The organism is Streptomyces sp. NPDC002580, assembly GCF_042889485.1.
GTDB lineage: Bacteria > Actinomycetota > Actinomycetes > Streptomycetales > Streptomycetaceae > Streptomyces.
Window position 1 is genome coordinate 157,580 of sequence record NZ_JBIAQZ010000001.1, and the last position, 26,016, is coordinate 183,595.

29 protein-coding genes, 1 tRNA gene and 1 riboswitch are annotated in these 26,016 nt (G+C 68.6%); of the genes, 15 read left to right on the plus strand and 15 right to left on the minus strand.

Annotated elements, in window-relative coordinates; all coding sequences use genetic code 11:
- The first annotated feature begins 93 nt into the window (after positions 1-93).
- The 4 genes from ACFYW7_RS00655 to rdgB all read left to right on the plus strand — a co-directional run bounded on the left by ACFYW7_RS00655 (position 94) and on the right by rdgB (position 2,504).
- The gene (locus ACFYW7_RS00655) at positions 94-327 is read left to right on the plus strand and encodes a glucose PTS transporter subunit EIIB (RefSeq protein ID WP_389496823.1); all 234 of its coding nucleotides are present in this window, start codon (positions 94-96) and stop codon (positions 325-327) included.
- A 134-nt stretch (positions 328-461) separates the two neighbouring features.
- Positions 462-1,208 (plus strand): ribonuclease PH, encoded by a 747-nt coding sequence (rph, locus tag ACFYW7_RS00660; protein ID WP_389496824.1) that lies wholly within the window; start codon positions 462-464, stop codon positions 1,206-1,208.
- Positions 1,209-1,352: 144 nt separating this feature from the next.
- The gene (locus tag ACFYW7_RS00665) at positions 1,353-1,751 is read left to right on the plus strand and encodes a hypothetical protein (RefSeq protein WP_389496825.1); all 399 of its coding nucleotides are present in this window, start codon (positions 1,353-1,355) and stop codon (positions 1,749-1,751) included.
- Positions 1,752-1,901: 150 nt separating this feature from the next.
- Positions 1,902-2,504, plus strand: a complete 603-nt coding sequence (gene rdgB / locus ACFYW7_RS00670) for an RdgB/HAM1 family non-canonical purine NTP pyrophosphatase (RefSeq protein ID WP_389496826.1) — start codon at positions 1,902-1,904, stop codon at positions 2,502-2,504.
- A 50-nt stretch (positions 2,505-2,554) separates the two neighbouring features.
- Here rdgB and ACFYW7_RS00675 read toward each other — a convergent pair.
- The 6 genes from ACFYW7_RS00675 to ACFYW7_RS00700 form a co-directional block, all read right to left on the minus strand.
- A tRNA-Leu gene (locus ACFYW7_RS00675) sits at positions 2,555-2,638 on the minus strand.
- Positions 2,638-3,312 (minus strand): HNH endonuclease, encoded by a 675-nt coding sequence (locus ACFYW7_RS00680; RefSeq protein WP_389496827.1) that lies wholly within the window; start codon positions 3,310-3,312, stop codon positions 2,638-2,640. Before ACFYW7_RS00680 ends, ACFYW7_RS00675 begins: the two co-directional genes overlap by 1 nt.
- Positions 3,312-3,971 carry an HNH endonuclease signature motif containing protein gene (locus ACFYW7_RS00685; protein ID WP_389496828.1) on the minus strand — a complete coding sequence of 220 codons (660 nt, stop codon included), beginning with the start codon at positions 3,969-3,971 and terminating at the stop codon, positions 3,312-3,314. The genes ACFYW7_RS00680 and ACFYW7_RS00685 overlap by 1 nt, the downstream gene beginning before the upstream one ends.
- A gap of 96 nt (positions 3,972-4,067) precedes the next feature.
- On the minus strand, positions 4,068-4,388 hold the full coding sequence (locus tag ACFYW7_RS00690) for a DMT family transporter (RefSeq protein WP_389496829.1): 321 nt from the start codon (positions 4,386-4,388) through the stop codon (positions 4,068-4,070).
- Positions 4,389-4,422: 34 nt separating this feature from the next.
- Positions 4,423-4,488: riboswitch (guanidine-III (ykkC-III) riboswitch) on the minus strand.
- A 53-nt stretch (positions 4,489-4,541) separates the two neighbouring features.
- Entirely contained in the window at positions 4,542-4,844 is a 303-nt protein-coding gene (locus ACFYW7_RS00695) for a GroES family chaperonin (RefSeq protein ID WP_389498485.1), read from the minus strand.
- A gap of 97 nt (positions 4,845-4,941) precedes the next feature.
- Complete coding sequence (locus ACFYW7_RS00700) at positions 4,942-5,280, minus strand: DUF3618 domain-containing protein (RefSeq protein ID WP_389496830.1); 339 nt, start codon at positions 5,278-5,280, stop codon at positions 4,942-4,944.
- Between the two features lie 133 nt (positions 5,281-5,413).
- Between ACFYW7_RS00700 and bcp the strand changes: the two genes are divergently transcribed.
- Positions 5,414-5,881 carry a thioredoxin-dependent thiol peroxidase gene (gene bcp, locus ACFYW7_RS00705; protein ID WP_387192983.1) on the plus strand — a complete coding sequence of 156 codons (468 nt, stop codon included), beginning with the start codon at positions 5,414-5,416 and terminating at the stop codon, positions 5,879-5,881.
- Between the two features lie 60 nt (positions 5,882-5,941).
- Here bcp and ACFYW7_RS00710 read toward each other — a convergent pair whose 3' ends face one another.
- Positions 5,942-8,395, minus strand: a complete 2,454-nt coding sequence (locus tag ACFYW7_RS00710) for a transglycosylase domain-containing protein (RefSeq protein WP_389496831.1) — start codon at positions 8,393-8,395, stop codon at positions 5,942-5,944.
- 209 nt (positions 8,396-8,604) lie between these two features.
- Here ACFYW7_RS00710 and ACFYW7_RS00715 point away from each other — a divergent pair, with 209 nt between their 5' ends.
- From ACFYW7_RS00715 to ACFYW7_RS00730, 4 genes are all read left to right on the plus strand, one after another.
- Positions 8,605-9,405, plus strand: a complete 801-nt coding sequence (locus ACFYW7_RS00715; RefSeq protein ID WP_389496832.1) for an ABC transporter permease — start codon at positions 8,605-8,607, stop codon at positions 9,403-9,405.
- Positions 9,406-9,511: 106 nt separating this feature from the next.
- The gene (locus tag ACFYW7_RS00720) at positions 9,512-10,378 is read left to right on the plus strand and encodes an ABC transporter permease (RefSeq protein WP_389498487.1); all 867 of its coding nucleotides are present in this window, start codon (positions 9,512-9,514) and stop codon (positions 10,376-10,378) included.
- Positions 10,379-10,388: 10 nt separating this feature from the next.
- A complete protein-coding gene (locus ACFYW7_RS00725; protein ID WP_389496833.1) occupies positions 10,389-11,387 on the plus strand; it encodes an ATP-binding cassette domain-containing protein in 999 nt (332 codons plus the stop codon).
- A 60-nt stretch (positions 11,388-11,447) separates the two neighbouring features.
- Positions 11,448-12,323: a DUF1707 domain-containing protein gene (locus ACFYW7_RS00730; RefSeq protein ID WP_389496834.1), complete on the plus strand. Its 876-nt coding sequence runs from the start codon at positions 11,448-11,450 to the stop codon at positions 12,321-12,323.
- 79 nt (positions 12,324-12,402) lie between these two features.
- Here ACFYW7_RS00730 and ACFYW7_RS00735 read toward each other — a convergent pair whose 3' ends face one another.
- Complete coding sequence (locus ACFYW7_RS00735; protein ID WP_389496835.1) at positions 12,403-13,731, minus strand: SGNH/GDSL hydrolase family protein; 1,329 nt, start codon at positions 13,729-13,731, stop codon at positions 12,403-12,405.
- Positions 13,732-14,023: 292 nt separating this feature from the next.
- Here ACFYW7_RS00735 and ACFYW7_RS00740 point away from each other — a divergent pair, with 292 nt between their 5' ends.
- From ACFYW7_RS00740 to ACFYW7_RS00750, 3 genes are all read left to right on the plus strand, one after another.
- Positions 14,024-15,388 carry a DUF445 domain-containing protein gene (locus ACFYW7_RS00740; protein ID WP_389496836.1) on the plus strand — a complete coding sequence of 455 codons (1,365 nt, stop codon included), beginning with the start codon at positions 14,024-14,026 and terminating at the stop codon, positions 15,386-15,388.
- Positions 15,389-15,520: 132 nt separating this feature from the next.
- The gene (locus ACFYW7_RS00745; protein WP_389496837.1) at positions 15,521-16,000 is read left to right on the plus strand and encodes a hypothetical protein; all 480 of its coding nucleotides are present in this window, start codon (positions 15,521-15,523) and stop codon (positions 15,998-16,000) included.
- A gap of 116 nt (positions 16,001-16,116) precedes the next feature.
- On the plus strand, positions 16,117-16,476 hold the full coding sequence (locus ACFYW7_RS00750; RefSeq protein ID WP_389496838.1) for a VOC family protein: 360 nt from the start codon (positions 16,117-16,119) through the stop codon (positions 16,474-16,476).
- A gap of 52 nt (positions 16,477-16,528) precedes the next feature.
- Here ACFYW7_RS00750 and ACFYW7_RS00755 read toward each other — a convergent pair whose 3' ends face one another.
- Together ACFYW7_RS00755 and ACFYW7_RS00760 are read right to left on the minus strand one after the other, a co-directional pair.
- Positions 16,529-17,044 (minus strand): levansucrase, encoded by a 516-nt coding sequence (locus ACFYW7_RS00755; RefSeq protein ID WP_389496839.1) that lies wholly within the window; start codon positions 17,042-17,044, stop codon positions 16,529-16,531.
- Between the two features lie 152 nt (positions 17,045-17,196).
- Positions 17,197-17,745, minus strand: coding sequence for a hypothetical protein (locus ACFYW7_RS00760; RefSeq protein WP_389496840.1), 549 nt, complete (start codon positions 17,743-17,745; stop codon positions 17,197-17,199).
- Between the two features lie 258 nt (positions 17,746-18,003).
- Here ACFYW7_RS00760 and ACFYW7_RS00765 point away from each other — a divergent pair, with 258 nt between their 5' ends.
- Positions 18,004-18,969: a GlxA family transcriptional regulator gene (locus ACFYW7_RS00765; RefSeq protein WP_389496841.1), complete on the plus strand. Its 966-nt coding sequence runs from the start codon at positions 18,004-18,006 to the stop codon at positions 18,967-18,969.
- A gap of 19 nt (positions 18,970-18,988) precedes the next feature.
- Here ACFYW7_RS00765 and ACFYW7_RS00770 read toward each other — a convergent pair whose 3' ends face one another.
- A complete protein-coding gene (locus tag ACFYW7_RS00770) occupies positions 18,989-19,291 on the minus strand; it encodes a hypothetical protein (RefSeq protein ID WP_389496842.1) in 303 nt (100 codons plus the stop codon).
- A gap of 161 nt (positions 19,292-19,452) precedes the next feature.
- Between ACFYW7_RS00770 and ACFYW7_RS00775 the strand changes: the two genes are divergently transcribed.
- Entirely contained in the window at positions 19,453-20,145 is a 693-nt protein-coding gene (locus ACFYW7_RS00775; protein ID WP_389496843.1) for a hypothetical protein, read from the plus strand.
- A gap of 33 nt (positions 20,146-20,178) precedes the next feature.
- Here ACFYW7_RS00775 and ACFYW7_RS00780 read toward each other — a convergent pair whose 3' ends face one another.
- Together ACFYW7_RS00780 and ACFYW7_RS00785 are read right to left on the minus strand one after the other, a co-directional pair.
- Positions 20,179-20,397, minus strand: coding sequence for a DUF397 domain-containing protein (locus tag ACFYW7_RS00780; protein WP_389496844.1), 219 nt, complete (start codon positions 20,395-20,397; stop codon positions 20,179-20,181).
- Positions 20,397-21,242 (minus strand): helix-turn-helix domain-containing protein, encoded by an 846-nt coding sequence (locus ACFYW7_RS00785; protein ID WP_389496845.1) that lies wholly within the window; start codon positions 21,240-21,242, stop codon positions 20,397-20,399. Before ACFYW7_RS00785 ends, ACFYW7_RS00780 begins: the two co-directional genes overlap by 1 nt.
- A gap of 211 nt (positions 21,243-21,453) precedes the next feature.
- Here ACFYW7_RS00785 and ACFYW7_RS00790 point away from each other — a divergent pair, with 211 nt between their 5' ends.
- The gene (locus ACFYW7_RS00790) at positions 21,454-22,110 is read left to right on the plus strand and encodes an ATP-binding protein (RefSeq protein WP_389496846.1); all 657 of its coding nucleotides are present in this window, start codon (positions 21,454-21,456) and stop codon (positions 22,108-22,110) included.
- Positions 22,111-22,113: 3 nt separating this feature from the next.
- On the opposite strand, the gene ACFYW7_RS00795 is transcribed toward ACFYW7_RS00790, so the two are convergent.
- Both ACFYW7_RS00795 and ACFYW7_RS00800 read right to left on the minus strand, forming a co-directional pair.
- A complete protein-coding gene (locus tag ACFYW7_RS00795) occupies positions 22,114-25,203 on the minus strand; it encodes a DUF3427 domain-containing protein (RefSeq protein WP_389498489.1) in 3,090 nt (1,029 codons plus the stop codon).
- Between the two features lie 378 nt (positions 25,204-25,581).
- Entirely contained in the window at positions 25,582-26,001 is a 420-nt protein-coding gene (locus ACFYW7_RS00800) for a DUF3592 domain-containing protein (RefSeq protein ID WP_389496847.1), read from the minus strand.
- Between the last annotated feature and the right edge of the window lie 15 nt (positions 26,002-26,016).

Below are 26,016 nucleotides of genomic sequence, written 5' to 3' on the forward strand. Positions count from 1 at the left end.
CCGCCATCATTCGGCACCCATGACACGATCGCTCGCGAAGATGGGCCAACTGTGGGTTACTGCGAAAAAGCGGTTCTGATCAGGGAGTACGACATGGCCACCAAGGCTGAGAAGATCGTCGCCGGGCTCGGCGGCATCGAGAACATCGAAGAGGTCGAAGGCTGCATCACCCGCCTGCGCACCGAGGTCGCCAACGCGGACCTCGTGGACGAAGCCGCCCTGAAGGCCGCCGGTGCCCACGGAGTCGTCAGGATGGGCACCGCCATCCAGGTCGTCATCGGCACCGACGCCGACCCGATCGCCAGCGAGATCGAAGACATGATGTGAGCGACGGGACCCACTGAAGCCACCCCCGCCCTCCACGGGCCACGGACCGCCTCAGGAACCCCGACTCATCCTTGAGGGGCTGATTCCGCCACCGGCGGACAGCCCCTCACCCCTGTGCGGCTAGGCTCGACGCCATGTCTCGAATCGACGGCCGCACCCCCGAACAGCTGCGCCCCATCACCATCCAGCGTGGCTGGAGCAAGCACGCCGAGGGCTCCGTCCTCGTCTCCTTCGGCGACACCAAGGTCTTCTGCACCGCCTCCGTCACCGAAGGCGTCCCGCGCTGGCGCAAGGGCAGCGGCGAAGGCTGGGTCACCGCCGAATACTCCATGCTCCCCCGCGCCACCAACACCCGTGGCGACCGCGAATCCGTCCGCGGCAAGATCGGCGGCCGCACCCACGAGATCAGCCGCCTCATCGGCCGCTCGCTGCGCGCCGTCATCGACTACAAGGCGCTCGGCGAGAACACCATCGTCCTCGACTGCGACGTCCTCCAGGCCGACGGCGGCACCCGCACCGCGGCCATCACCGGCGCCTACGTCGCCCTCGCCGACGCCGTCACCTGGGCCCAGGGCAGGAAGCTCGTCAAGGCCGGCCGCAAGCCGCTCACCGGCACCGTCTCCGCCGTCTCCGTCGGCATCGTCGGCGGCGTCCCGCTCCTCGACCTCTGCTACGAGGAAGACGTCAAGGCCGACACCGACATGAACGTCGTCTGCACCGGCGACGGCCGCTTCGTCGAGGTCCAGGGCACCGCCGAGGCCGAGCCCTTCGACCGCAAGGAACTCAACGCCCTCCTCGACCTGGCCGTCGGAGGCTGCGACGAACTCGCCGCCATCCAGCGCGCGGTACTCGAAGAGACCGGTGAGGCAACCACGCGTTAACCTTTCGCGTTCTTAGGGGTACGGGCGTACGGTCCAGCCGTGCGCCCACCGGCCACGTCGGGCGGTCCGGGCCGACCGCACAGCCGGTCCGGCCGGTCACCGACGCGGCCGCGCCACATCATGCCCACGGGGAGGGACCGTTCCATGGCCGCGCGCCACCGTCATCGCCACCGTACCGCCGTACTCGCCGCCGTAGCCGCACTCGTCGTGCTGCCGGCGGCCGTCGGCTGTGACGCCGTCAGCAAGGCTCTCGACTGCGTACAGACCGCCGACGCGATCGCCGACAGCGTCACCGACCTCCAGCAGGCCGTCGAGAACGCGGCGAACGACCCGACGCAGACCGGCGAGTCCCTGACCGCGATAGAGAACAACCTCGACAAGATCGGCGACAAGACCGACAACGCCGACGTCAACAAGGCGGTGGACGACCTCGAGAAGGCCGTCGCCAACGTCCGCACGGCCGTCAAGAACGGCGACGAGACCCCCGACATCAGCCCCGTGACCGACGCGGCGGGCGAACTGACGAAGGTGTGCACGCCGTGACCCGCCCGGGGGCCCGGCCCCCGGGGAGACCGGCTCCCGGGGAGACCGGCTCCCGGCGACGGAACCGGGGGACCGGACCCGAGGGCCGACTTCCGGTAGGAGACCCGGGGTGCCGGACCCGGCGGGCCTGACTCGGAGATACTGGCGGGCATGACCCGCCTGATCCTCGCCACCCGCAACGCCGGAAAGCTCACCGAGTTGAAGGCGATCCTCGCCGACGCAGGACTCATCCACGACCTCGTCGGCGCGGACGCCTACCCCGACATCCCCGACGTCAAGGAAACCGGCGTCACCTTCGCCGAGAACGCCCTCCTGAAGGCCCACGCGCTGGCCCGGGCCACCGGCCTGCCCGCCGTCGCCGACGACTCGGGCCTGTGCGTCGACGTCCTCAACGGCGCCCCCGGCATCTTCTCCGCCCGCTGGGCCGGCCGCCACGGCGACGACCGGGCCAACCTGGACCTGCTCCTCGCCCAGCTCTCCGACATCGACGCCCCCCACCGGGGCGCCCACTTCGCCTGCGCGGCGGCCCTCGCCCTCCCCGACGGCACGGAACGCGTGGTCGAGGGCCAACTCCTCGGCACCCTCCGCCACATCCCCGCCGGCACGAACGGCTTCGGCTACGACCCGGTCCTCCAGCCGGAGGGCGAGACGCGCACGTGCGCCGAACTGTCCGCCCAGGAGAAGAACGCGATCAGCCACCGGGGCAAGGCGTTCCGGGCCTTGGTTCCGGTGGTGCGGGAGTTGTTGGGCTGAGCACACACAAAAACGGCCTGCGCATCTTTCGATGCGCAGGCCGTTCAGGGTGCGGCGGAAGGGATTCGAACCCTCAAGCCGTTTCACGGGCCACAGATCCTAAGTCTGCTGCGTCACCACTGCGCCACCGCCGCTAGCCGCCTGTCATCGTACCGGGAGTCGGGAGTGCAGGTCTGCCTCCCCTGCACCAGGTGCTCGTGATCGCGTGACAGTTGGGGCACAGCAGCCGCAGATTCTCGCGCCGGTTGTCATGCCAGTCTCCGTTAATGTGATCGACTTCCAGCGTCATGAGTCTGCCGAGCCACTCGGGGCCGACGCCGCACTTGGTGCACCGCTCGGGGACGCCCAGTGCACAGAGGGCGCGCCGTAGTCGGGCGGTCTTGATTCGATGTGTGCCGTTGTGGCGTACCAGAACATCGTCAGGACGTTGGGCGGTCGCACTCCGCTTTCCTCGCCGATGCGCCTGGCCCAGAAAATGTGTGGTTGTCAGGCGATCATCGTTGATCCACTTGCGTAGCTTCGCGCGCTGGGCGCCATTGTCCGGGCGCCCCAAGCGGCGCAGTACCTCTGTGATCGAGAACGATTCGGCGATCGCCGCTCGCAACTCGTCGTGCGGAGGCCGGGCGCGCCTGCCGCAGGGGCGGAAATGGGAGGTGGCGATGCCGAAGTCGGCGAAGCGCTTCGCGATGTACCGGCGGAGATTGGCATACGGTTCGGTTCCGAGGAAGACGATGACCTCATCGATGTCGGAACATTGTGCGGCAGCTTGCGACAATCGCTCGCGGGTGTACCGCGCGCCGCTGCTCATCAAGCACCGCCCCTGACGCGTTGCCTACCCCGTCCTCGGTAACTATCGGTTGTGGAGTGGCAGTTGGGGCAGAGGAACCGAAGGTTTTCGATCCGGTTGTCGCGCCAGTTGCCGTCGATGTGGTCGACCTCAAGCGGGAGTGTTTCCCCCAACCAGACCGGTTCGGTATCGCACAGGGCGCAGCGTTCCCCTACACCCAGTTCGCGCATTGCCCTCTTGAGTCGTTGGCCCGGGATGCGTCTGGCATCTGCCAACGAGTCCTTGACGAGGATCTCCTCGGCAGTGCGGCGGCGCTGGTTGTACCTCATCCGTTCGGTTCGGACCGCTGGCGTGAAGTGCGAGGTGTCAATCCCACATGCCTTGATGCGTCGGGCGATGTTGGAGTGGTGACCGCCGACTGAATCAAGTCCGAGCCGACGCACGACGTCGTTGACGCTCACGGACACGGCGACCACGGGTTCAAGGATCTCTCGCGTCCATTTGACCCCCTCCCGCTCGAAGTGGGATGTATTCACCCCCAGCTTCTTCATCCGCCCCCGGAGGTAATGCCGCCTAGAACTCCCCGGATCCACCCCCAATTTCCCCAATGCCTCCGACAATGTTCGCGACGTCCGAGCCGCCTCCGCCAGGCGCTCCTTGGTGTACGGACTGACCGGCATTGCCCCTCCGTTCTCGGCCGCACGTTCGCGACCTCGTACGGACTAACGAACCGTTTATCGGACGGTTACGCCCTGTGAGGGGTTATCGGTGGGGGATCAGTGCCCCGATGTCGCCTTCAAGCCCACCACCGACACCAGCAGCAGGCACACGAAGAAGATGCGGGCCGCGGTGGCCGGTTCGCCGAGGACGGCCATGCCGAGGATCGCCGCGCCCGCCGCGCCGATGCCGACCCAGACGCCGTAGGCGGTGCCGATGGGGAGCGACTTGGCGGCGTATGAGAGGAGGACCATGCTCGCGACGATGCCCGCGCCCGTCAGGACGCTCGGGATCGGGCGGGTGAAGCCGTCGGTGTACTTCATTCCGATCGACCAGCCCACTTCGAGCAGGCCGGCGACGATCAGCAGAACCCAGGCCATGGGGCACCTCCGGGAGACGACGGGTCGGGCAGGAACTGCGTCGTCTTTGCGGAGCCCCGGTACGGCGCGTCTCGTCGGGGTGTCTCCACCGTAGCAAAGTAATGACAAAGGGGCCGGTGACCATGGTCACCGGCCCCTGGGGCGACGTACGCCCTACAAATACAGGCCGGTCGAGTCCTCGGACCCCTCGAACCGGTCGGCCGCCACGGCGTGCAGGTCCCGCTCGCGCATCAGCACGTAGGCGGTCCCGCGCACCTCGACCTCGGCACGGTCCTCGGGGTCGTACAGGACCCGGTCGCCCGGTTCGACCGTACGGACGTTCTGCCCGACCGCGACGACGTTCGCCCAGGCGAGGCGCCGGCCGACGGCCGCCGTCGCGGGGATCAGGATGCCGCCGCCGGAGCGCCGTTCGCCCTCGGCGGCGTCCTGCCGCACCAGCACGCGGTCGTGCAGCATCCGGATGGGCAGCTTGTCGTCATGGGTGCTGTGCGTTTCACGATTGGCGCTCACGCCCCGAACCTACCTGTCCCGGCCGGATTCGTACGCGGGCGGGTCAGCGCTTGCGCCGCCGCGAACCCATCACGAGCAGTCCGACGAGCCCGGCCGCGACCAGGGCCACCGGAACGATGCGCTCCAGCCTGGGCGCGCCCTCCTCGGTGACGAACTGTCCTTTGACGTCGCCGACGACACGGTGGACGCCGACGTAGGCGCGCCCGATGGTGTGGTCGATGTTGGAGGCGACCTTGGCCTTGGCGTCTCCGACGATCGTCTTGGGGTGGACCCGTACGCCGATCTCGTCGAGCGTGTCGGCGAGTGTTGTGCGGCGGTGCTTGATGTCCGCCTCGATCTGCGCCGGAGTCCTGGTATCCGGCGTTCTCGACGTATCCGACACCGCGCTGCCTCCGTGGTCGTGTGGTGAGTCCCTGATGCGGACAGTCTGTCAGTTCGTACCGGACCGCACCCCTCGGCACCCCCCATTACGCTCGTTCCGTATCCGTTCCATCCCCCGGCCACGTGAGGTTCCGATGAGCGAGCGACTTCAGCCCGGCGACACCGCCCCCGCCTTCACCCTGCCCGACGCCGACGGCAACGAGGTCTCCCTCGCCGACCACAAGGGCCGGAAGGTCATCGTCTACTTCTACCCGGCGGCTCTGACGCCGGGGTGCACGAAGCAGGCCTGCGACTTCACGGACAACCTGGATCTGCTGGCGGGCGCGGGTTACGACGTGATCGGTGTCTCCCCGGACAAGCCCGAGAAGCTCGCGAAGTTCCGCGAGAAGGAGTCGTTGAAGGTGACTCTGGTCGGGGACCCGGACAAGGCGGTCCTGGAGGCGTACGGGGCTTTCGGTGAGAAGAAGCTGTACGGCAAGACGGTCGTCGGTGTCATCCGTTCCACGGTGGTCGTGGACGAGGAGGGCAAGGTCGAGCGGGCGCTGTACAACGTGAAGGCGACCGGGCACGTGGCGAAGATCATCAAGGATCTCGGGATCTGACCGGAGGGGCGGAGGAGCGAGGGGTCGGAGGGGGCCGGGGGTTTCGTCCGGTGGGCGGGCTCATCGTTTTCCTGAGGTGAGTCCGCTCAGGGGGCCGCCCTCGCCCTCCGGTGCTCCGGTGGTGCCGTCGTCCGTGCCGCCGCTGTCCGTGCCTCCGCCCTCGGTGGTGCCGCCCGTGGTGCCGCCGTCGGTGGCGGTGCCTCCGGTGGTGCCGGTCGTGGTTCCGGCGGTGGTGCCGGGGGTGCGGCCGGGGGTCCGGCCGCCCTGGCCCTGTGTCTGGCCGGCCGTCTGTCCCGGTGTCCTGGCGGTGGTGCCGTCGGGGGTCCCGTCCTCGTCCTGGGCCGGGGTGTCCCGGCCGTCGTCGGTGGTGCCGTCGTCGTCCTGGCCGTCGCCGGTGTCGGGGTCGTCGGGTTCGTAGGCGGGGTAGTCCGGTTCCTCGGCGCCGGGCTGGGTGCGCAGGTCGAAGTCCTGTGCCTCGGTGCCGGAGAGGGCGTCCTCGGTGAACTGGGCCCAGATCTGGGCGGGGTAGCCGCCGCCGTTGATGCGGGCCTGTCCGAGGGCGCCGTAGAGGGATTTGTGGGCGCCGGTCTCGGGGTCCTGGCCCATGACGGCGACGACGGTGGCGAGGTCGGGGGTGTAGCCGGCGAACCAGGCGGCGGTGTCCTCCTCGGCGGTGCCGGTCTTGCCCGCGGCGGGTCGGCCCGCGGCCTGTGCCGCCTGTCCGGTGCCGCCGTCGACGACGCTCTGGAGCATCGTGGTGGTGGTGTCGGCGGCCTGGCGGCTCACGGCCTGCCGGACGCGGTGGGCCGGGAGTTCGACGGCGTCCTCGCCGTCCTTGGTGATCTTCTCGACGAGTGAGTACGTGCCGTGCCTGCCGTGGTTGGCGAGGGTGGCGTACGCCTCCGCCATGTCGAGGACGCCGGCGGTGGCGGGGCCGAGGGCGATGGAGGGGGAGGGGGTGAGGTCGGGGGTGTCGGCGGGGATGCCGAGGGCCACGGCGGTCTTCCGGACCTTGGCGCCGCCGACGTCGACGGCCATCTGCGCGTACACCGAGTTGACCGACTTGTCGGTGGCGGTGCGGACGGTGATGTCGCCGTACGAGATGCCGTCCTCGTTCTCCGGGGCGTAGGCGGGGCCGTTCCAGCCTTCGACGGGGCGTTGGTCGGTGCCGTCGTAGACGGTGTTCGGGGTGATGGTGCGGCCGTCCTGGGTCTGTGAGTCGTTCTGGACGGCGGAGGTGAAGACGAACGGTTTGAAGGTGGAGCCGACCTGGTAGTCGCGGCGGGTCGCGTTGTTGACGTACTGCTGGGTGTAGTCGATGCCGCCGTACATGGCGAGGACCTTGCCGCTGGACGGGTCGATGGCGACGCCGCCGGCGCGGACGTAGGTGTCGACCTTGCGGTTCTTCTTGTCGAGCCGGTCCATCACCTGGTCGTCGACGGCTTTGACGAAGGCGTCCTGTTTGGGTTTCTGGAGTGTGGTGGTGACGCGGTAGCCGCCTCGGGTGAGGGTGTCCTCGTCGATGATCTCGTTGCTGGTCAGGTAGTCGTTGACGGCTTGCACGAGGTAGCCGCGCTGGCCGGACATGCCGGCCGATCCCTTGGCCTGTCTGGGCATGGGGAAGGCGATGCGGTGGCGTGCGGCGGGGGTCAGCCACTTCTTCTCGGCCATGCCGTCGAGGACGTAGTTCCAGCGGGCGAGGGCCGCGGACTTGTTCTCGGGGTGGGCGATCACGTCGTACTCGCTGGGGGCGTTGAGGAGGGCGGCGAGGTAGGCGCCCTGGCCGACGGTGAGCCGGTGGGCGTCGATGCCGTAGTAGGCCTGGGCGGCGGCCTGGATGCCGTAGGCGTTGCGGCCGTAGTAGCTGGTGTTGAGGTAGCCCTCCAGGATGTCGTCCTTGCTCTTCTCCCGGTCGAGCTTGATGGAGATGAAGAACTCCTTCACCTTGCGGGTGACGGTCTGTTCCTGGCCGAGGTAGTAGTTCTTCACGTACTGCTGGGTGATCGTCGAGCCGGACTGGCGGCCTTTGCCGGTGACGGTGTTCCAGCCGGCGCGGAGCATGGCCTTGGGGTCGACGGCGGACTCGGTGTAGAAGTCGCGGTCCTCGGCGGCGAGGGTGGCGTGCTGGGCGTCCTTGGAGATCTGGGCGAGGGAGACGTTCTCGCGGTTGACGTCGCCGTCGCGGGCCAGCTGGCTGCCGTCGGCGTACAGGTAGACGTTGCTCTGTTTGGTGGCGGCGGCGTTCGCGGGCGGGATCTTGACGAGGAAGTAGCCGAGTGCGAAGAGCCCGGTGACGAGCAGCAGCCCGCCGAGGAGGGTGCCGAGCAGCATGCGCCAGGTCGGGAGGAGTCTGCGGGGGCCGGTCCGTCTGGGCCGCTGTCCGGTCTTCTGCTTCCCGTCGGGTGCGGGGGGTCCTGTCCCCGGTTCCGTGGCGGGGGCGGGGGCCGGGCGGGGGCCGGGTTCCGGTTCCCTGGGTGTCCAGCCCTTGCTGCGCTGCTGCAGCTCGTCGCTCATCTGTTCGCCGAACTCCTGTTTTCGCGTCGTATGTTCCCATACGGCCTCGTGGGCCGCGTATGCCTGATGCGTCCCTTCTTGAAGACTCTCGCACCATGCGTTCCGTTCCCGATCCCGGCACGCGTCGCGCCGGAAAATGCCTGGCGGGCCATGTCGGACCGGGACTAGGCTCCTGCGCTTTGGCTCAACGCGCGGGAAAGGGACGGGTTGTGGGCACAGCGCGGTTGTACGTGTCCGTCGCGGCCAGTGGGTTCCGGCGCTACGCCACCTATCGGATCGCCACGGCGGCGGGCGTCTTCACCAATACCGTCTTCGGGCTGATCCTGGCGTACGTCTTCATCGCGCTCTGGGACGCGAAGCCGCACCTCGGCGGCTACGACCAGGCACAGGCGCTCAGTTACGTGTGGCTCAGTCAGGCGCTGCTGATGGTGGTCGCGATGATGGGCGGCGGCTTCGAGGACGAACTGATCGAGCGCATCCGTACGGGTGACATCGCGATCGACCTGTACCGGCCGGCCGACCTCCAGATGTGGTGGCTCGCGCAGGACATGGGCCGGGCGCTGTTCCATCTGCTGGGCCGCGGAGTGGTCCCGCTGGCCTTCGGCGCGCTCGTCTTCGACCTGGCGCTGCCGTCCGATCCGCTGGCCTGGCTCGCCTTCCTGGTCGCGGTCGCGCTCGGGGTGGTCGTCGGTTTCTCGCTCCGGTTCCTGGTGGCGCTGTCCGCGTTCTGGCTCCTCGACGGGGCGGGCGTGGCGCAACTGGCGTTCATCGCGGGGATCTTCTGCTCGGGGATGCTGCTGCCGCTGAACGTCTTCCCGGGCGTCCTCGGCGAGGTCGTACGGGGCCTGCCCTGGTCGTCGCTGATCCAGGCGCCGGTGGACGTCCTGCTGGGCACGGCCGATCCGCTGGGCACGTACGCGTTCCAGGCGGCCTGGGCCATCGTGCTGCTCGCGGCCGGCCGGCTGGTGCAGTCGGTGGCGACGCGGAGGGTGGTGGTGCAGGGTGGCTGACCCGGTGGAGGAGGGGACGCGCGGGGTGGCCGTCCCGGTGGAGGAACGGGCGCTTCGGCCTGCCGGTCGGGAACCTGCGGCCGGTGGGGCACGGGAGACCGGCCGGGTGCGGGCGGCGGGCCGTGCCGCGGGGGCTCACCCCTTCGAGCGGCAGGGGGCGTACGAGCGGCTGTGCGACGGGCTGCGCGCCTACCGGCTGATCACCGCGATGTGGATCCGCTCCACGATGGCCTACCCGGCGTCCTTCGTGATGACCGCTTTCGGGAACTTCGCGGCGACCGCCCTGGACTTCGTGGCGATCCTGCTGATGTTCTCGCAGGTCGACCGGCTCGGCGGCTACGGCCTGCCCGAGGTCGCCCTGCTGTACGGGGTGTCGGGTACCGCCTTCGGGCTCGCGGACCTCGCGCTCGGCTCGATGGACCGGCTCGGGCGCCGGATCCGCGACGGGACCCTCGACACCCTGCTGGTGCGCCCCGTGCCGGTGCTCGCCCAGGTCGCCGCGGACCGATTCGCGCTGCGCCGTCTCGGCCGGATCACCCAGGGACTGCTCGTCCTCGGGTACGCCTTCGCCGTCCTCGACATCCACTGGACACCGCTCAAGGCGCTGATGGTCCCGATGATGCTGGTGAGCGGGGGAGTGATCTTCTCGGCGGTGTTCGTGGGCGGTGCGGCCTTCCAGTTCGTCGCCCAGGACGCCTCCGAGGTGCAGAACTCCTTCACGTACGGCGGCAGCACGCTCCTGCAGTACCCGCCGACCGTGTTCGCGAAGGACCTGCTGCGCGGGGTGACCTTCGTGCTCCCGCTCGCCTTCGTCAACTGGCTGCCCGCGCTGTACGTGCTGGGGCGGCCCTATCCGCTCGGCCTGCCGACGTGGGCCGCGTTCACACCACCACTGGTGGCCGCGGGCTGCTGCGTGCCGGCCGGGATCGCCTGGCGCGCGGGGCTGCGCGCGTACCGCAGTACGGGAAGTTAGGGGAACGGGCGTGGCCATCACCGAGGACGCCGGACCGGTCGGTCCGGACGGCGGTTTCATCGAACTCGACGGCGTGGAGAAGGTCTTCGAGGTGCGCAGGAGGACGGGGTTCCTGCGCGGCGAGCGGCGGCAGGTGCGGGCCGTGGACTCGATCTCCTTCTCCGTGGCACGCGGTGAGATGGTCGGCTACATCGGCCCGAACGGCGCCGGGAAGTCGACGACCGTCAAGATGCTCACCGGCATCCTCACCCCGTCGGCCGGCCGGCTGCGGGTCGCGGGTCTCGACCCGTCGCGTGAGCGCACCCGGCTCGCGCGCCGGATCGGGGTCGTGTTCGGGCAGCGGACGACCCTGTGGTGGGACCTCCCGCTGATCGACTCCTACCGGCTGATGCACCGCATGTACCGCGTCCCGGACGCGCGGTTCCGGGAGAACCTCGACCGTTGTGTCGAACTCCTGGAGCTCGGCGACCTGTTGGACGTCCCCGTGCGGCAGTTGTCGCTGGGGCAGCGGATGCGCGGTGACATCGCGGCGGCGCTGCTGCACGATCCCGAGGTGCTGTACCTCGACGAGCCGACGATCGGGCTCGACGTGATCAGCAAGGCGCGGGTGCGGGGGTTCCTGCGGGACCTGAACGCCGAGCGCGGTACGACGGTGCTGCTCACCACGCACGACCTCACCGACATCGAGCAGTTGTGCCGGCGGGTGATGGTCATCGACCACGGGCGGCTGATGTACGACGGTCCGCTGGGCGGGCTGCACGAGGTGGGGGAGAGCGAGCGGACCCTGGTCGTGGACCTGGAGCGCGAACTGCCGCCGATCGAGGTGGAGTCGGCGCGGGTGGTGAAGGTGGAGGGGCCGCGGCAGTGGCTGGCCTTCCCCGCTTCCCGGTCGGCCGCTCCGCTGGTGGCGCGGATCGCGGCGGAGTACCCGCTGCTGGACCTCTCGGTGCGGGAACCGGACATCGAGGCGGTCATCAGCCGTATGTACGCCGGGAAGAAGGTCTCGTGACGGGATTCGGAGGGGCGGGCCGGATGGTCCGCGGGCGGGGTAACTCGTAGGCTGCTGTCCATGACCGACGCCGAACTCCCGGAGCTGCGCGCCTCCGACGCCGATCGTGAACGAGTCGCCGAACAGTTGAGGGACGCCCTCGCGGAGGGCCGTCTCGACATGGAGGAGTTCGAGGAGCGGCTGGAGGCGACGTACAGCGCCCGTACGTACGGTGAGTTGACGCCGATCACCCGTGACCTGCCGGGCGCGGCGGGAAGCGGTTCTCCCGTGTCCATGGTCAAGAAGCCGGTGGACGACGGGAGTTGGGGCTCGCGCATCGTCGGCGGTGAGGGTTCGTCGTCGTGGGGCGTGGCGGTCATGTCCGGCTTCGAGCGCAAGGGCCGCTGGACGGTGCCGAAGCGCTTCAACGGCTTCGCCTTCATGGGGGGCGGCGAGATCGACCTGCGGGAGGCGGACTTCGCGGACCGCGAGGTCGTCGTGAACTGCGTCGCGGTCATGGGCGGGATCAACGTGGTCGTGCCGCCCGGTGTCGAGGTCGTCGTGCGGGGCATCGGCATCATGGGTGGCTTCGACCACCGTGAGGAGGGCCGGGCGGGCGACCCCGGGGCGCCCAGGGTGATCATCACGGGGTTCGCCTTCTGGGGCGGGGTCGGCGTCGAGCGCAAGCTGACCCGTGCCGAGCGGCAGCGTCTCAAGGAGGAGCGCCGTCAGGAGAGGCTGGAGCGCCGGGAGGCCCGCAAGGAGCTTTCGGGTGCGGGGGAGGGGGGTCTCGGTGACGTGTACGACATGCTCGACGACGCCCGTGATCTGATACGGGACCGTCACGAGGACCGGCGCCGGCGCCACGAGGACCGTCGGGAACGCCACGAGGAGCGCAGGCGGCGGCACTGGGAGCACCGGGAGGACCGTCAGCGTCGGCGCGAGGGCGATCTCTGAACGCCCGCGGTTTCCGGGGCCGTTGACGGCAACGGGCAGGCATGGCACCGACGGGCACGCGGTCGAGCCGCTCCGTGGCTCACAGCTGGGCCGGGGCGGTGCCCTTCAGGTCGGTCAGGTCGAACACGTCGCCCATCCGCCGGTACCCCTTGTCGCTGGGGTGCAGGTGGTCGCCCGAGTCGTAGTCGGACCGCAGGCGGCGCGGGTTGTACGGATCCCGCAGGGCCGCGTCGAAGTCCACCACGGCGTCGTACACCTTCCCGGCCCGGATCTCCGCGTTCACGGCCTCCCGTACGGCGTTCCGCGCCTCCGTGTATCCCCGGTGCCCCTGGAAGGGCATCAGGGTGGCGCCGACGACCCGCAGTCCACGGGCGTGCGCCTGCCGTACGAGGGCCCGCAGGCCGTCGGTGACGGTGCGGGGGTCGACCTGGTTCGGGTTGCGCAGGATGTCGTTGACGCCGAGGTCGATGACGACGGCCCTGACGTTCGTGCGGTCGAGCACGTCCCGCCCGAACCGGCTCAGCCCGCTGGGGTTGTCGGCCGGCCGGCCGGGCCCGGCGGCGAGGATCCGGTTCCCGCTGATGCCCTGGTTGACGACGCTGTAGCGGGGCGTCCGGCCGGATCCGGCGGAGGCGCGCAGCCGGTCCGAGAGGACGTCCGTCCAGCGGTGGTTGGCGCCCACGGTGGAGGTGATGCCGTCGGTGAGCGAGTCGCCGAGGACGACGACGGTGCCGGACGCCTCGCCGCTCAGCACGTCGAGGGCCGTCAAGTAGCGCCAGTAAGGGCTCTGTTCGGTGTACGGCGCACCGCTCGTGTCCTCGGTGTGGTCGCCCGCGGCGACGTAGGAGAGCTGCCGGGCGAACGGGTGGTAGGTGACCGGTCCGGACGGGGTCGGTGAGAACGTCGTCACGAGGACGTCCGCGCCGTGCGGGATGCGTACGCGCACGGCGTCGCTGGTGACCTGCCCACCGGGCGGGACCATGACCGTGGTGGCGCCGCCGAACGTGAGGCGGCGCATGGTGCCGTCCGCGGCGGTGGCGTCGTTCGCGGTCGCGGCGACCGCGATCGTGGCGTGTGTGACGGCGAGCGGCTGCTGGCCGTAGAGGTTGGACAGCGTGATGCGGGCACTCGTACCCGCGGCGGCGGCGTGCACGACGTTGCGTACGGAACGGCCGGCCAGCCCGTCCGTCTCCGTGCCGGGTTCGGCTCCGGCCGGGGACGCCGACCAGGCGCCGACCCAGGTGCCGCTGGAGGCGGGGGCGGCGTTGTGCGACGTACGGCCGCGTGCGACGTCGGACACCGAGCCGCTGCCGTCGTCGGCGGCTGCACCGAGGTAGATGGCCGCGGACAGGACCACGACCACGGAGAGGATCGCGGCCAGCAGGGCATAACCGTGACGCTTGGTCATGCGACGCGTTTCCCCTCGGACGAGTGGGAGCCCGAGGCTCCGATGTGATCACCCCATGATGCGGCATGGGGTGGAAGAGTGCGGACGCACCCCCCGAGGGACCCCCTGGCCGGTTCCCCTGGCCGATTCCCCATCCGAACAGACGCCGGGAACTCCTGTGTCGTTCCAGGAGTCGATCAGAAAGAGAGGGAGAAGGGGACAATGCGTACGCGCCGTGGCGGGGCATGACGGGAAGTGGCGGGGCGTGACCGGTGTGACGGGGTGCGACGGGACTGGCGGACGGGTGGAGTGAATGGAACGCACGAACACGGGTGAACCGGACGACAGGGAGCAGCATGCCCGCGCCGGTACCGCCGCGAACCCGACGACGGCCGCCGGAGCCCCGGGCCGGGCGATGAACACCTTCAGCCCGGCCGACGAGGAGAAGCGCCGCGGGGTGCGCCGGATGAAGGCGACCGCCACCGGCCTGCTGCTGTTCGTCGCCCTCGTCTACGTGCTGGCCAAGTGGGCGTCGCACGAGGGCGCGGGCGCCTGGGCCGGCTATGTCGCGGCGGCGGCGGAGGCGGGCATGGTCGGCGCGCTGGCCGACTGGTTCGCGGTCACGGCCCTCTTCCGGCACCCGCTCGGCCTGCCCATCCCGCACACCGCGATCATCCCCACCAAGAAGGACCAGCTGGGGGTCTCGCTGGGCGAGTTCGTCGGCGAGAACTTCCTATCCGGGGACGTCGTCCGGCAGCGGCTGCGGGCCGTGGGCATCGGCAGCAGACTCGGCGTCTGGCTCGCCGACCCCGAGCACGCCGACCGGGTCACGGCCGAGCTGGCCGCCGCGCTGCGGGGCGTGCTGACCGTCCTGCGCGACTCCGACGTCCAGGCCGTGGTCGGTGAGGCGATCACCCGGCGCGCCGACGCCCAGGAGATCGCGCCCGGCATAGGGAAGATGCTGGAGCGGATCGTCGCGGACGGCGGTCACCGGCGGGTCGTCGACCTCGTGGTCACCCGCGCCCACGACTGGCTGGTGTTCCACGACGAGCAGGTCATGGACGCCGTCCAGGGCGGAGCGCCCGGCTGGACGCCCCGTTTCGTCGACAGGAAGGTCGGCGAGCGCGTCTACCGGGAGCTGCTCCGCTTCGTCACCGAGACGCGCGACTCCCCGTCCCATCCGGCTCGCGGCGCCCTCGACCGGTTCCTCACCGACTTCGCCTCCGACCTCCAGTCCGACACCGACACCCGCGCGCGCGTGGAGCGCCTCAAGGGTGAGGTGCTGGGCCGCGGAGAGGTCCAGGACCTGATCGCCTCCGCCTGGACGGCCGTACGGTCGATGATCGTGTCGGCGGCCGAGGACGAGCGCAGCGAGCTGCGGCTGCGGGTGCGCGCCTCCCTGCTGTCCCTCGGCGCCCGCATGGCCACCGAACCGAAGCTCCAGGCCAAGCTCGACGGATGGCTGGAGGGCGCCGCGGTGTACGTCGTGACGACGTACCGCAAGGAGATCACCTCGCTCATCACGGACACGGTCGCCGGCTGGGACGCCGAGCACACGACCCGGAAGATCGAGGCGAACATCGGCCGTGACCTGCAGTTCATCCGCATCAACGGCACGGTCGTCGGTTCGCTGGCGGGCCTGATGATCTACGTGGTGTCGCAGGGGCTGGGGGCGTAGCCGGCCGGGGTGCCCATCCGCCGGTGCCGTCCGCCGGGGCGACCTGATCGCGGGCGCCGGGCTCCGGCGCCCACCGGGTTCTGAGTACGCGTACTCTGTCGGACCCGCGCCGGGCACGGGACCCTCGTACGCATGACCGAGAAACTGCTCCGCCCCTTGCGAACGCGCCCCTGGCCGGAACGCTGGCTGACGCGTGTGCTCGGCGCCGCCCTCTCCTGCGCGGCGTACCTCCTCTGCCTCCCCTGGGACCTGCGCGACCGCCCCGAGCTGCCGGGCTCGGAGGTGGAGACCACCCCGGTGACCGGAACGGGCGTCCTCGCCCTGGTCGCCGTCCTGGTGTTCCTGGCCGTCCACTTCGGCCTCCGGGACGCGCTGGCCTGGCCACTGCTGCTGGTCGCGGCACCCCCGGCGACCCTGCTGTACGTGTCGCTGCGCACCCACCCCGGCCCCCCGGACGGCCTCGTCGACGCCTGGCCGCTGACCTGGGCGCTGTTCACCTTGCTGGGGGCGGCCGGAGTGCTGTTCGTGGGTGCGGTGGCCCGGCAGTTCAGGACAGACTTGGCGGAGACGTTCGACGAGGAATGGAGCCAGGGCCTGGCCGGCGGCTGCTGACCTGGTCCGGTCCTCAGGGGCCCGTCCGGCACCGGGGCGCTTCGGCCACCGTCCGAGTCGCCCACCGACCGTCCGAGCCACGGCCCACCGTCCGCGAGCCGCGAGGAGCACCGCCCATGACCGTCCGCAGGATCGTCCCCGACATCCAGGTCGCGTCCGAGACGGACATGACGACGAACCGGGACTTCTACGGCTTGCTCGGCCTGGAGGAAGTCATGCACCAGGGCTGGGTGATGACCCTCGCCTCCCCGTCGAACCCCACCGCCCAGATCAGCTTCCTCACCGAGGAGCGCACCGCCCCCGTCGTCCCCGACCTGAGCGTCGAGGTCGAGGACGTCGACGCCGTGCACGCGCAAGTGGTCGCGTCGGGTGCGGAGATCCTGCGGGACCTGCGGGACGAGGAGTGGGGCGTACGACGGTTCTTCGTACGCGACCCGAACGGGCGGGTGGTGAACGTGCTGGGGCACCGGGGATGAGGCCGGCCCGGTCACCCGAGGCCCGTCGCGCGCGCATACCCTCCCCCGGACCTCACCGGCCGTGGAAGTACAGCGCCGCCTTCTCGTTGAAGTACGACGCGTAGACCCGCCCGAGGACCGGCTTGCCGCGGTACATCCCCACGTACTGGCGCGAACTGTCGACCACGACGGGCCGCGTCATGCAGGCGAACTTGACCCGCTGCTGCTCCTCCGCCCACCGCACGGCCGCCGGGTCGACCCGGTCGCTGACGAGGAGAGGGAACGCGCCGATGCCGTTCTGGAAGCCGACGGGCAGGCCGCCCTTGGTGTCCTTGGCGTACCGCATCACCTGGTCGGTGAAGGCGGAGATGGCGGGCACGGTTATCTCCGGGACGGCCGCGGCCACCGTGAACAGGTGCAGCTTGGTGGCCATCCAGCGCATCCGGAACTCGGCCCGCCGCCCGACGAGCACGGGAACCCCGGCCCAGTCCTCCCACCGCGTGGTGCATCCGTCCGCGGTCAACCGGCTCTGCACGAAAGCCAGGTAGGCCCCCGGCGCCGACTGCTGCCGCTGTGCGTCCGTGTCCATGGGCGGGATCCTAGGCCGCGGCGCCACCGCGCCCCAGACCCGTGTCGAAGAACGTTCCGGACCCGGTGACGGGAAACGTTCCGGACCCGTGTCGGGGATGACCGTTTCCGGACTCGCCTCGAAGAACGTTCCGGTCCTCGGGGAGCGGAACGCTAGGCGCCTGTCGTGGACCCCGGGCGGATGATCATCAGAACGGTGACGGTGGCCCACAGCAGGTTGAAAATCCCGGTGAACATGGCGAGCCGCACGGTCGCGGCACGACCTCCCGCGGTCCCGGTGTTCCCGGCGGTCCCGGGATCCCCCGCACCTTGAGCACCCGGGCCCTCCTGAGCCCCTTGCACCCCTTGTGCTCCTTCAGTTCCAGCCACGCCCTCCAGGATCGCGCTCTGCCGGGGCAGTACCAGCGCGGCGAGGACGACGGCCGCGAGCGCGGTCAGCACGATCGAGACGATCAGCCAGGTGTCGCCGAGCACCCCCATGTCGCTCGCCGTGGCGAACCCGAAGACGGGGACGGTGGCACCGACCGCCGCGTACACGAGGCAGATGCGGTGCAGCAGCCGGACGGTGGCGAGCGCTTCCGGGTCGCCGGGGGTGGCAAGGGCCTTGCGCGCGGCGGGCGGGAACATGCTCGCGGCGACGGTGACGGGCCCGATGGCGACGATCGCGGCGATGACGTGGACGGCGAGAAGGAACTTGGTCACGGGGCGACGTTAAAGGGCCGGGCAGATCATGGAGAAGTGGCACTTCTGCCAGGAGGCAACGGATTCCGGCCAGTGCTTCTTGCCCGGCCTCGACCGTGCCCGGGGGAGGGGTGAGGACGTGCCCACTCACCTGCTCGTACGACCGTCGGCCCGGTGCGAGACGGAACGGCCACCTACGGCGGGGCTCGGCGTACGCGGATGACAAGAACCCGGCGCACGCGGGATGGCGAGAACCCGGTGTATGCCTACGCTCTGGTCATGCACACCGTGGCCGTACTGGCTCTCGACCAGGTCATCCCGTTCGATCTCTCCGCCCCGATCGACACCTTCGGCTGGGCCCGGCTGCCCGACGGCCGCCCGGCGTACCGCACCCGGGTGTGCTCGGTCACGGCGGGCGCGGAGGTGAGCGCGGGCGCGTTCACCCTGCGCGCCCCGTACGGACTGGAGGCGCTGGCCGACGCGGACACGATCATCCTGCCGGGTGTGGCCGACCCGTCCGCCCCGCTCCCGCCGGGCGTCGCGGAAGCCCTGCGCGCGGCGGCCGCGAACGGCACCAGGATCGCCTCGATCTGCGTCGGCGCCTTCGTCCTCGCCGCCACCGGTCTGCTGGACGGACTGCGCGCGACCACGCACTGGGTCGCGGCCGGGGAACTGGCGGCCAGGCACCCGGCGGTGACGGTCGACCCGAACGTGCTCTACGTCGACAACGGCCAGTTCCTGACCTCGGCGGGCGCGGCGGCTGCACTGGACATGTGCCTGCACATGATCCGCAAGGACCACGGTTCGGCGGTCGCCGCACACGCCGCCCGCCTGTCCGTGATGCCCCTCGAACGGGAGGGCGGACAGGCCCAGTTCATCGCCCACACCCAGCCGCCGACACCGGCGGGCACGACCATGGAGCCGCTCCTGGACTGGCTGGAGGAGAACGCGGAGCGCGAGCTGACCCTGGAGGACATCGCGGTCCGGGCCGGCATGAGCACCCGCACCCTCAACCGCCGCTTCCGCGAACAGACCGGCACGACCCCGCTCCAGTGGCTGCACCGGGCCCGGGTGCGCCGCGCCCAGTACCTCCTGGAGACGACCGCCTACCCGGTCGAACGCATCGCCGTCCAGGCGGGCTTCGGCTCCCCGACGGCATTCCGGGACCGCTTCAAACGGGTGGTGGGGACGAGCCCGTACGCGTACCGGAGGGCGTTTCAGGGGGCGGGGGAGCGGGTTTCCTGAGGCGGAGGCGTGGCCGTGCTCAGGCGCGCCGGTCGGCCACGGCCCAGGAGGTGAGGGCCATGGCGCCGGCGACACCGAGGACGGAGGGCCAGGCGCCCACCTTCTTGGCCAGCGGATGCGACCCGGCGAACGCGGCGACGTACCCGGCGGTCAGCACCCCGGCGGCCACTCCTCCGGCCTCCTGCTTCCACTGTCGGGCGGCGGCGACCCCGGCGACGGCGAGCACGACCCCGCCGAGCTGCCGCTTCCTCGTCCACCGGGCGACGCCGTACCCACCGACGAGCCCCCCGGCGGCCACCACCGCGGCCGGTACCTTCGCCATCGCTGCCTCCTGCTTTCGCGCACCCGTCCAGGGCTTCTGCCGAGGCTAACGCCCTGGCGGAGTTCGACGGGCGCGCGGGTGGCGATGGGCCGGGTGGGGTCCGGCCGCTGCCCGAGGCCGCCCCGGACCCGTTGTCGGTGGCATCCGATTGGATGGGCCGTATGACAGCTCGTGACATCGCCGGTGCCCTGCCCGGCATCGACTCCCTGAGGGATCTCTGCCGGTCGATGGCCATGGCCGAGGCGATATTGAACCCCGACGGCGAGTGCGTCTACTCGTACAGCGCCCAGTGGTCGGAAACCGAGGAAGCGGCCTCGATGAGGAACGGATCCGGCGACGAGTACGACGTGGTCTTCGCCCCCGAGGGCGCCTACATCCGCGGCTTCGACCACGAGTCGCCCTTGAGCCCGTACCACCACGAGGACGTGCCGCGGCCCTGGCCCGGCGTGCTGGACTCGGTGCCCGAGGCCTTCCGGCGTCACGTGGACGAGCCCGCGTTCACGGACGAGAACGGATGCCCCGTGGTGACGGCGTGCCTGTGGCGCGAAGCGGACGCCCCGGCCTGGGAGACCGGCCGGATCACCTTCCCCGAGGGTCACCCGGATCCCGACGGCTCGCACTGGCTCTTCGAGCCGCTGCTCGACCCGACCCCCGAGGCGTTCCGGGCGTTCGCCGAGGACTACTACGAGGTGTCCGTGAGCATCGAGGCCGTACGCCACATTTACGAGTTGCACCCGCTCGGCCGCTCGCACATCACCGCCCTCAACCCGTCGGCCCCGGTCGAGTCGGTCGTCGCGGTGGCCGGGAGGATCGGCTATCCGCTTGCGGGGGACTTGCTGTCTGACGTGGGGTGACTGCCTGTCGCCATGGATGAGCACCCGTCGGCGTCAAGCAGTCGCTTCTCTGTTTCCGTTGCCCTGACCCTCGGGTAGGCGGCATATGAAGGCCCGCCAAGTCGAGGGGCGAACTGCGATGATCGGGCCGACGGGTGTCTTGGAGTCGCGAATCAGCGTGCCTCGGTTCGTGTGGGCGCACTCGACGCATTCGGTGCCGCTGCCGCCGCTATAGGAGGACTTGAACCAGAGGGGCGCCAACGGGTCGGGCATTAAGACTCCTTGCTCATACGGCCGATGAGCGCTGCCGAGGACTCCAGATCGAGTGCCTGCGCGCTGAGGTACTGGAACGCCAACCTATAGCGCTCCAGTTCTTGCGGCTTCTCCATGAACAGGCCACCACCCAGGACGTCCACGTACACGACATCCAGCTCAGGGGTCGGGCCGCGCAGAATCGCGAAGCTACCAACGGCTGCTGCATGAGCTCCTGTTGAGAACGTCAATACCTGGATTGTGATGTGAGGCTGTTCCGACATGGCCAGGAGATGCTGAAGCTGCTCGTGCATGACCTTGCGTCCGCCGACGCTTCGACGGACCGCCGCTTCGTCGATCACGCACCAGATGTGCGGAGGCTCATCCCGGTGTAGGAGTTCCTGTCGCTTCATGCGGATGTCGACCATGTGCTGCACCTCCCTCTCCAGGCACTGCATCTCCGAGGCGCGATGGACGGCCTCGGCGTAGCCGCGCGTCTGGAGCAGGCCGGGAATGTACATGCAGGCGTAGTGGTCCTCGCGCACCACTTCGTCTTCAAGCGTGAGCATCAAGTTCATTGACTCGGGAATGGGGTCAGCGAGGGATCGCCACCAGCCTTGGATTTTGGCACCCTTGGCGAGTTCGACGAGGGCGAGACGCTCCTCGTCCGTAGTGCCGTACTCCCGGCAAAGGGCATCCACGGCTGGCCACTTGACCGCTCCCTCTTTGGTCTCGTAGCGGCTGAGCGTCGCCTTGGAGATCCCGACACGTGCGCCTGCCTCCTCCAGAGTCAGCCTTTTACGTTCCCGCAGTCGCCGTAGATCGGCGCCGAGCTGGCGTCTGCGAGTGGTAGGTCCAACTGCCATGAGTACGGCCCTTCGTATGGATCTCTCAGATCGTGGTGGCTGCCCGACGCTGCTGGCAAGGTCGCGTACGCCGGGGCGCGCGAGCGCGGCCGCGCTCCGAGACGCAGCCTGAATTTGCCAAATGAGAGTTCCATTTTGAGAGTTCCACTGTAACTCTAAGTCATGAGTCAATCGCAGAAGGCGAGATGGCCGGTGCGGGCAGGAGTGAGGCGTGGAGTGCACGAGTTGTGTGCCGAGGAAGCCTTGGGTCATCCCTTTTGTGGCGGAGTCCAGAGAAGTGCCGGCCTTGCGCCGCATCATGAGGCTTCGCCTAGGGCTGTGGGGCTTGTACGAGGTCAGCGAGGCGGCGCAGCTGTGCGTCACCGAACTGGTCTCCAACGTCATCACCCACGTGGGCTCGGGTACCCCGGCCACGCTTGCCGTTTCGATGAACGGCACGCATCTGCGCATCGAGGTCCATGACCCAGACGCGCGCGCCTTGCCAACCCTCGTCGAGGCGGCAGCCGATTCCGAAGGCGGGCGGGGCATGGCGCTCGTCGACGCCGTCGCGGACCGCTGGGGGGTATTGCTCCACCCGGACCGAAAAGTCACGTGGTGCGAGCTGTCCACTCGGTTGAGGTCATCCCACGGCCATAGCGGGGGTGCCCGCGTGGCAAGAGCGGGAGCGCTGCTCGGTTTCTACGGTGCGGCGCAACCGTCCCGGGCGATGGCTTCGAGCACGTTAAGCGTGGCCGTAGCGGAAGAGGCGGCCATCGACGTCATCGCCGACCTCCTCCACTGGCTCCAAGCCCACGGTCGTGATGTGGACGAGGCACTGGATCGTGCGCAGATGCACCTCGAAGCTGCGATGGGCAGGGGCGACGGGTGATTCTCACCCCGGAGCAATGGCCGAGTACGTCCATACGTCGGCGGGGAGCTCATGTTGAAGTCGCCAGGTGATGGCCATTGGCTTGCTGCCGGTGTGCTCCACGTACGTAGCTGGCCCCAGCAACATCCACGGCTGAGACTTTCCGATGTCGGTGTACTTGTAGCGGCGCATAAACAGGAGCATGTGGCTGCCCTGTTGTTCATGCTTCTGATAGCGAAGGCCCGTGGGGGAGGTCGCAGCAGTCGAACTCTGTGACTCCCAGTGAAAGAGCGTGGGGCTCAGTGCGTAGTCCTTGTACCGAACGGTGGGTGAGAAGTCCTTCTCGTTCTTTTCCAAGGTGATCAACAGGGTGTCCGTCTTGATGTCCTCCACCCGTTGGACTCCCTGCGCGAAGGTCCGGGGCATCTGGCCGCCGAAACGCGCTACTCCCAGAGCGGCAAGGATCTCTGAACGGTTGTAGGAGCTGTGGACCTTGAGCGGGATGCTGCTGTGCGGGCCCGATAGCGGGATCGGAAAGTGGTCGCACTGCTCCATGGCGTACGACAGTACCTGCCGGAGCTCGTTTCGGAACGCTCGGTGATCCCGCAGGGATTCGAGCCCCTCTCGGAAGCTGGTGAAGCCGCCGGCGTTGTCCCAGAGGTTGAAGAAGAGCATGTGGGCATACATTTGCTCGGTCTGGGTGAGTTCTGCGTAGGACGGAGCATCATCTGCGAGCAGCCGAAGGTACGCGCGGACGCGATCAGGGTCATCGACATGAAGGAATGCGTGGACGCGTTTGAGAAGTTCTGCTTCACCCGACGGAACTGCTTCGCTCAGCAAGCCCGATCTACGGAGAATCGCCGTCCACGAGTTGTCGTTTTTGTAGAGCTCCTTGATCTCTCGTCGGCTCTCGCGAAGGTAGTCAGCGAGGCGGGTAGTGCCGTAGTCCTTCGCTTCCTTCATCAGCGTCTTGACGGTGGCGCCCAGTTGGGCGCGAATGTTGTCAAGAATGAGGTCCTTGGACTTGCCCTCCAAGAGAATCTGGCAACCGGAAGGAAGCTGTGGAAAGTCGTGCTCGATGTGTTCGAGGAGTCGGTTGCGGGAGAGGTTCGTCATGGCCCGGAACTGCTCCTCGAAGCGGAACTCCACGCGGTGCTGACCGATGAAGTCCAAAACGGTGAGGACTGGCTTCGTTTCGGTGCGACGGAGGCCTCGGCCTAGCTGCTGGAGGAAGACCGTGGCGCTGTTTGTGGGGCGTAGGAGCAGCAGTGTGTCGACGTCTGGGATGTCCAGACCCTCGTTGAAGAGGTCGACCGAGAAGATCACTTGGAGCTTTCCGCTCCGCAAGTCGGACAGAGTCTGGGCGCGCATGCTGGCAGGTGAGTCACTGTCGAGTGCTGCGGCTTGGAAGCCAGCCTTCTGGAAGAAGTCGGCCATGAAGTGTGCGTGGGCCTTGCTTACACAGAAGCCAAGCGCGCGCATCGCTCCGGGGTGAGAGACCTTGTCCTGAATCTGTTTGACGACGATGCGTGCGCGCGCGTGGTTGCCGGTGTACAGGTCCCCAAGGTCTCGATCCGCGTACGCGCCTTGCTTCCATCCGAGGCCCGTGAGGTCCGTGCCATCTGGAATGCCGAAGTAGTGGAAGGGGCAGAGTAGATCGTTCTCAAGGGCTTCCCATAGTCGCATTTCTGCTGCGATGCGCCCTTCGAAGAACTCGTCCTGCACATTGAGCCCGTCCATCCGCTCCGGCGTAGCGGTGAGACCGAGCAGTTGCTTCGGCTTGAAGTGATCAATGACTCGCCGGTAGGTCGCCGCTGTCGCGTGGTGGAACTCGTCGATGACGATGATGTCGAAGTAATCGGGGGCAAATTGCTCCAGTCGCTGAACGTTCAACGACTGGACGCTGGCAAACACATGCTGCCAGTGCTCAGGATCCTGACCACCGTGAAGCAGTTCGCCAAACGACGCGTCATCGAGGACTTCTTGGTACGTACGTAGAGACTGTTTGAGAATCTCCTTGCGGTGCGCCACGAACAGCAACTTCGGGGTTTCGCCATTGTGCTTCTTGCTCAGTGCTCGAAAATCCAGGGCAGCCATGACTGTTTTGCCCGTTCCGGTGGCAGCGACCAGAAGGTTGCGGTTGCGTCCCTGGATTTCACGCTCAACACGTAGGCGTTCGAGCATGTCGCGCTGATGTGGGAAGGGGCGTACCTCAAGTCCCGACAGATTGATCTTCGCATCGCCTGGACTGCTGGTGCCGCTTGCCTGAGAAAGGGCGTGATCGAGTCGCTCCCTGTCGTTGTCCGGGTCATACGACTCGAAGGCGATGTCATTCCAGTATGCGTCGAAGGTCGCCTCAAACTTATTGAGTACGGCGGGAGTTGCTACTGATGACAGCCGAACGTTCCACTCCAGGCCATCGAGCAATGCGGCCTTGGACAGGTTCGAGCTGCCGACGTACGCCGTATCGAAGCCGCTATTGCGCCGGAACAGCCATGCCTTCGCATGCAATCGGGTCGAGCGAATCTCGTAGTTGACCTTCACCTCGGCGCCGAAGTCGCGCACAAGACGGTCAAGGGCATGTCGATCGGTTGCGCCGATGTACGTGGTCGTGATCACCCGAATGGGAATGTTTCGTGCCCTTGCGGCTCGGAGTGCATCCTCCAATACGCGCAAGCCATACCACTTTACGAAGGCGCAGAGCAGGTCAATCCGGTCCGCTGTGGCCAGTTCAGCGCGCAGCTCGCTCCCGAGGGTGGGATCTTCCGACGAGTTGGTGATCAGCGCAGTCTCGGAGAGCGGTGTAAGAGGCCGCACAGCGTAGACACCCGGGGCCTCCTGCTCTGCGAGAGCCAAGAGTTGGCGAGGTCCGTCAGCGATGAACTCGACGCTATCGCTGGTGCTGAGCCCGGCGGGGGTGGTGGTGTCGGAAGCCAGCGATTCGATGATCTGGTTCGCGACAGCCACGCGTTGGTTGTGGGGTACTTGGGCGAGCCTGCGTCCTATGGCCTGGCTGAGATGCCGAGCGATCACGTGAGAGGAGGATTCCTCGCTGACATCAGCGTCGATGGCTCGCCATCCAGCCGCGTCCAACTCGTCCATCTGCGCCTGCATGCGCCGGGTGATGAGTTCCTCGTACACACCCGCGACAGGCTGCGACAGATCTCCTGGCTGAGTCACGCTGGTCCCCCTGATCGCTGATGCGGCTACGACCAGTTGTAACAGGGACCACTGGCAGGCGGACGCTGACCCAGGGATCGGTCCAAGCAACGGCTAGAAGAATGCCGAGTGCAGGCACGTTCACCTGGTCTCGCAGACCGCGTCATGAAGGAGCCGTCGGACGGCGACCTCCGGTGTCGTGTCACGAGAGTTCTGGCGGCTCATGCGGGCGGATACGGCGGGGGAGGACGGTACGACATCTGGCACGTGAACATTTCTGCCGGTTGGCGAGAGGTTGACCTCGGCCGTAGGCAAGGACGTCCACCGACCCCCTCAAATCAGCGACCACACCGCCAACCCCACCCCGAACAGACAGAGCAGCAAACCGTTCATCACGTACGTTCCGGGGTTGAACGTCTGCTGTGTGCGTACCACGACCACCCTGCGTGGGTCCTGCGGGTCGTACCGCGCCACCACCTCGAAGCCCACCCACAGCGAGTGTTGATCCGCGTTGAGTGGAGCTCGGCGGTAGGTCTGGTTCCTCGGGCCCGCCTGGTAGCGGATCTGGGCGGGGTGAGAGGTCGGGCCTTCGCGTCGGGGCCCGCGGGCGACCTCGCCCTTCGTGAGGGAGCCCCGCACGCCGAGCAGTCGTACGCCCCTGTGCTCACGCAGGCCGCGGCGGACGACACGGAGGCCATAAGCCAGCCACCCGGCAGCGAAGAGGAGGGCGAACGTCAGCCAGGGCTGGGACATGTCCGCCTCCCCCTC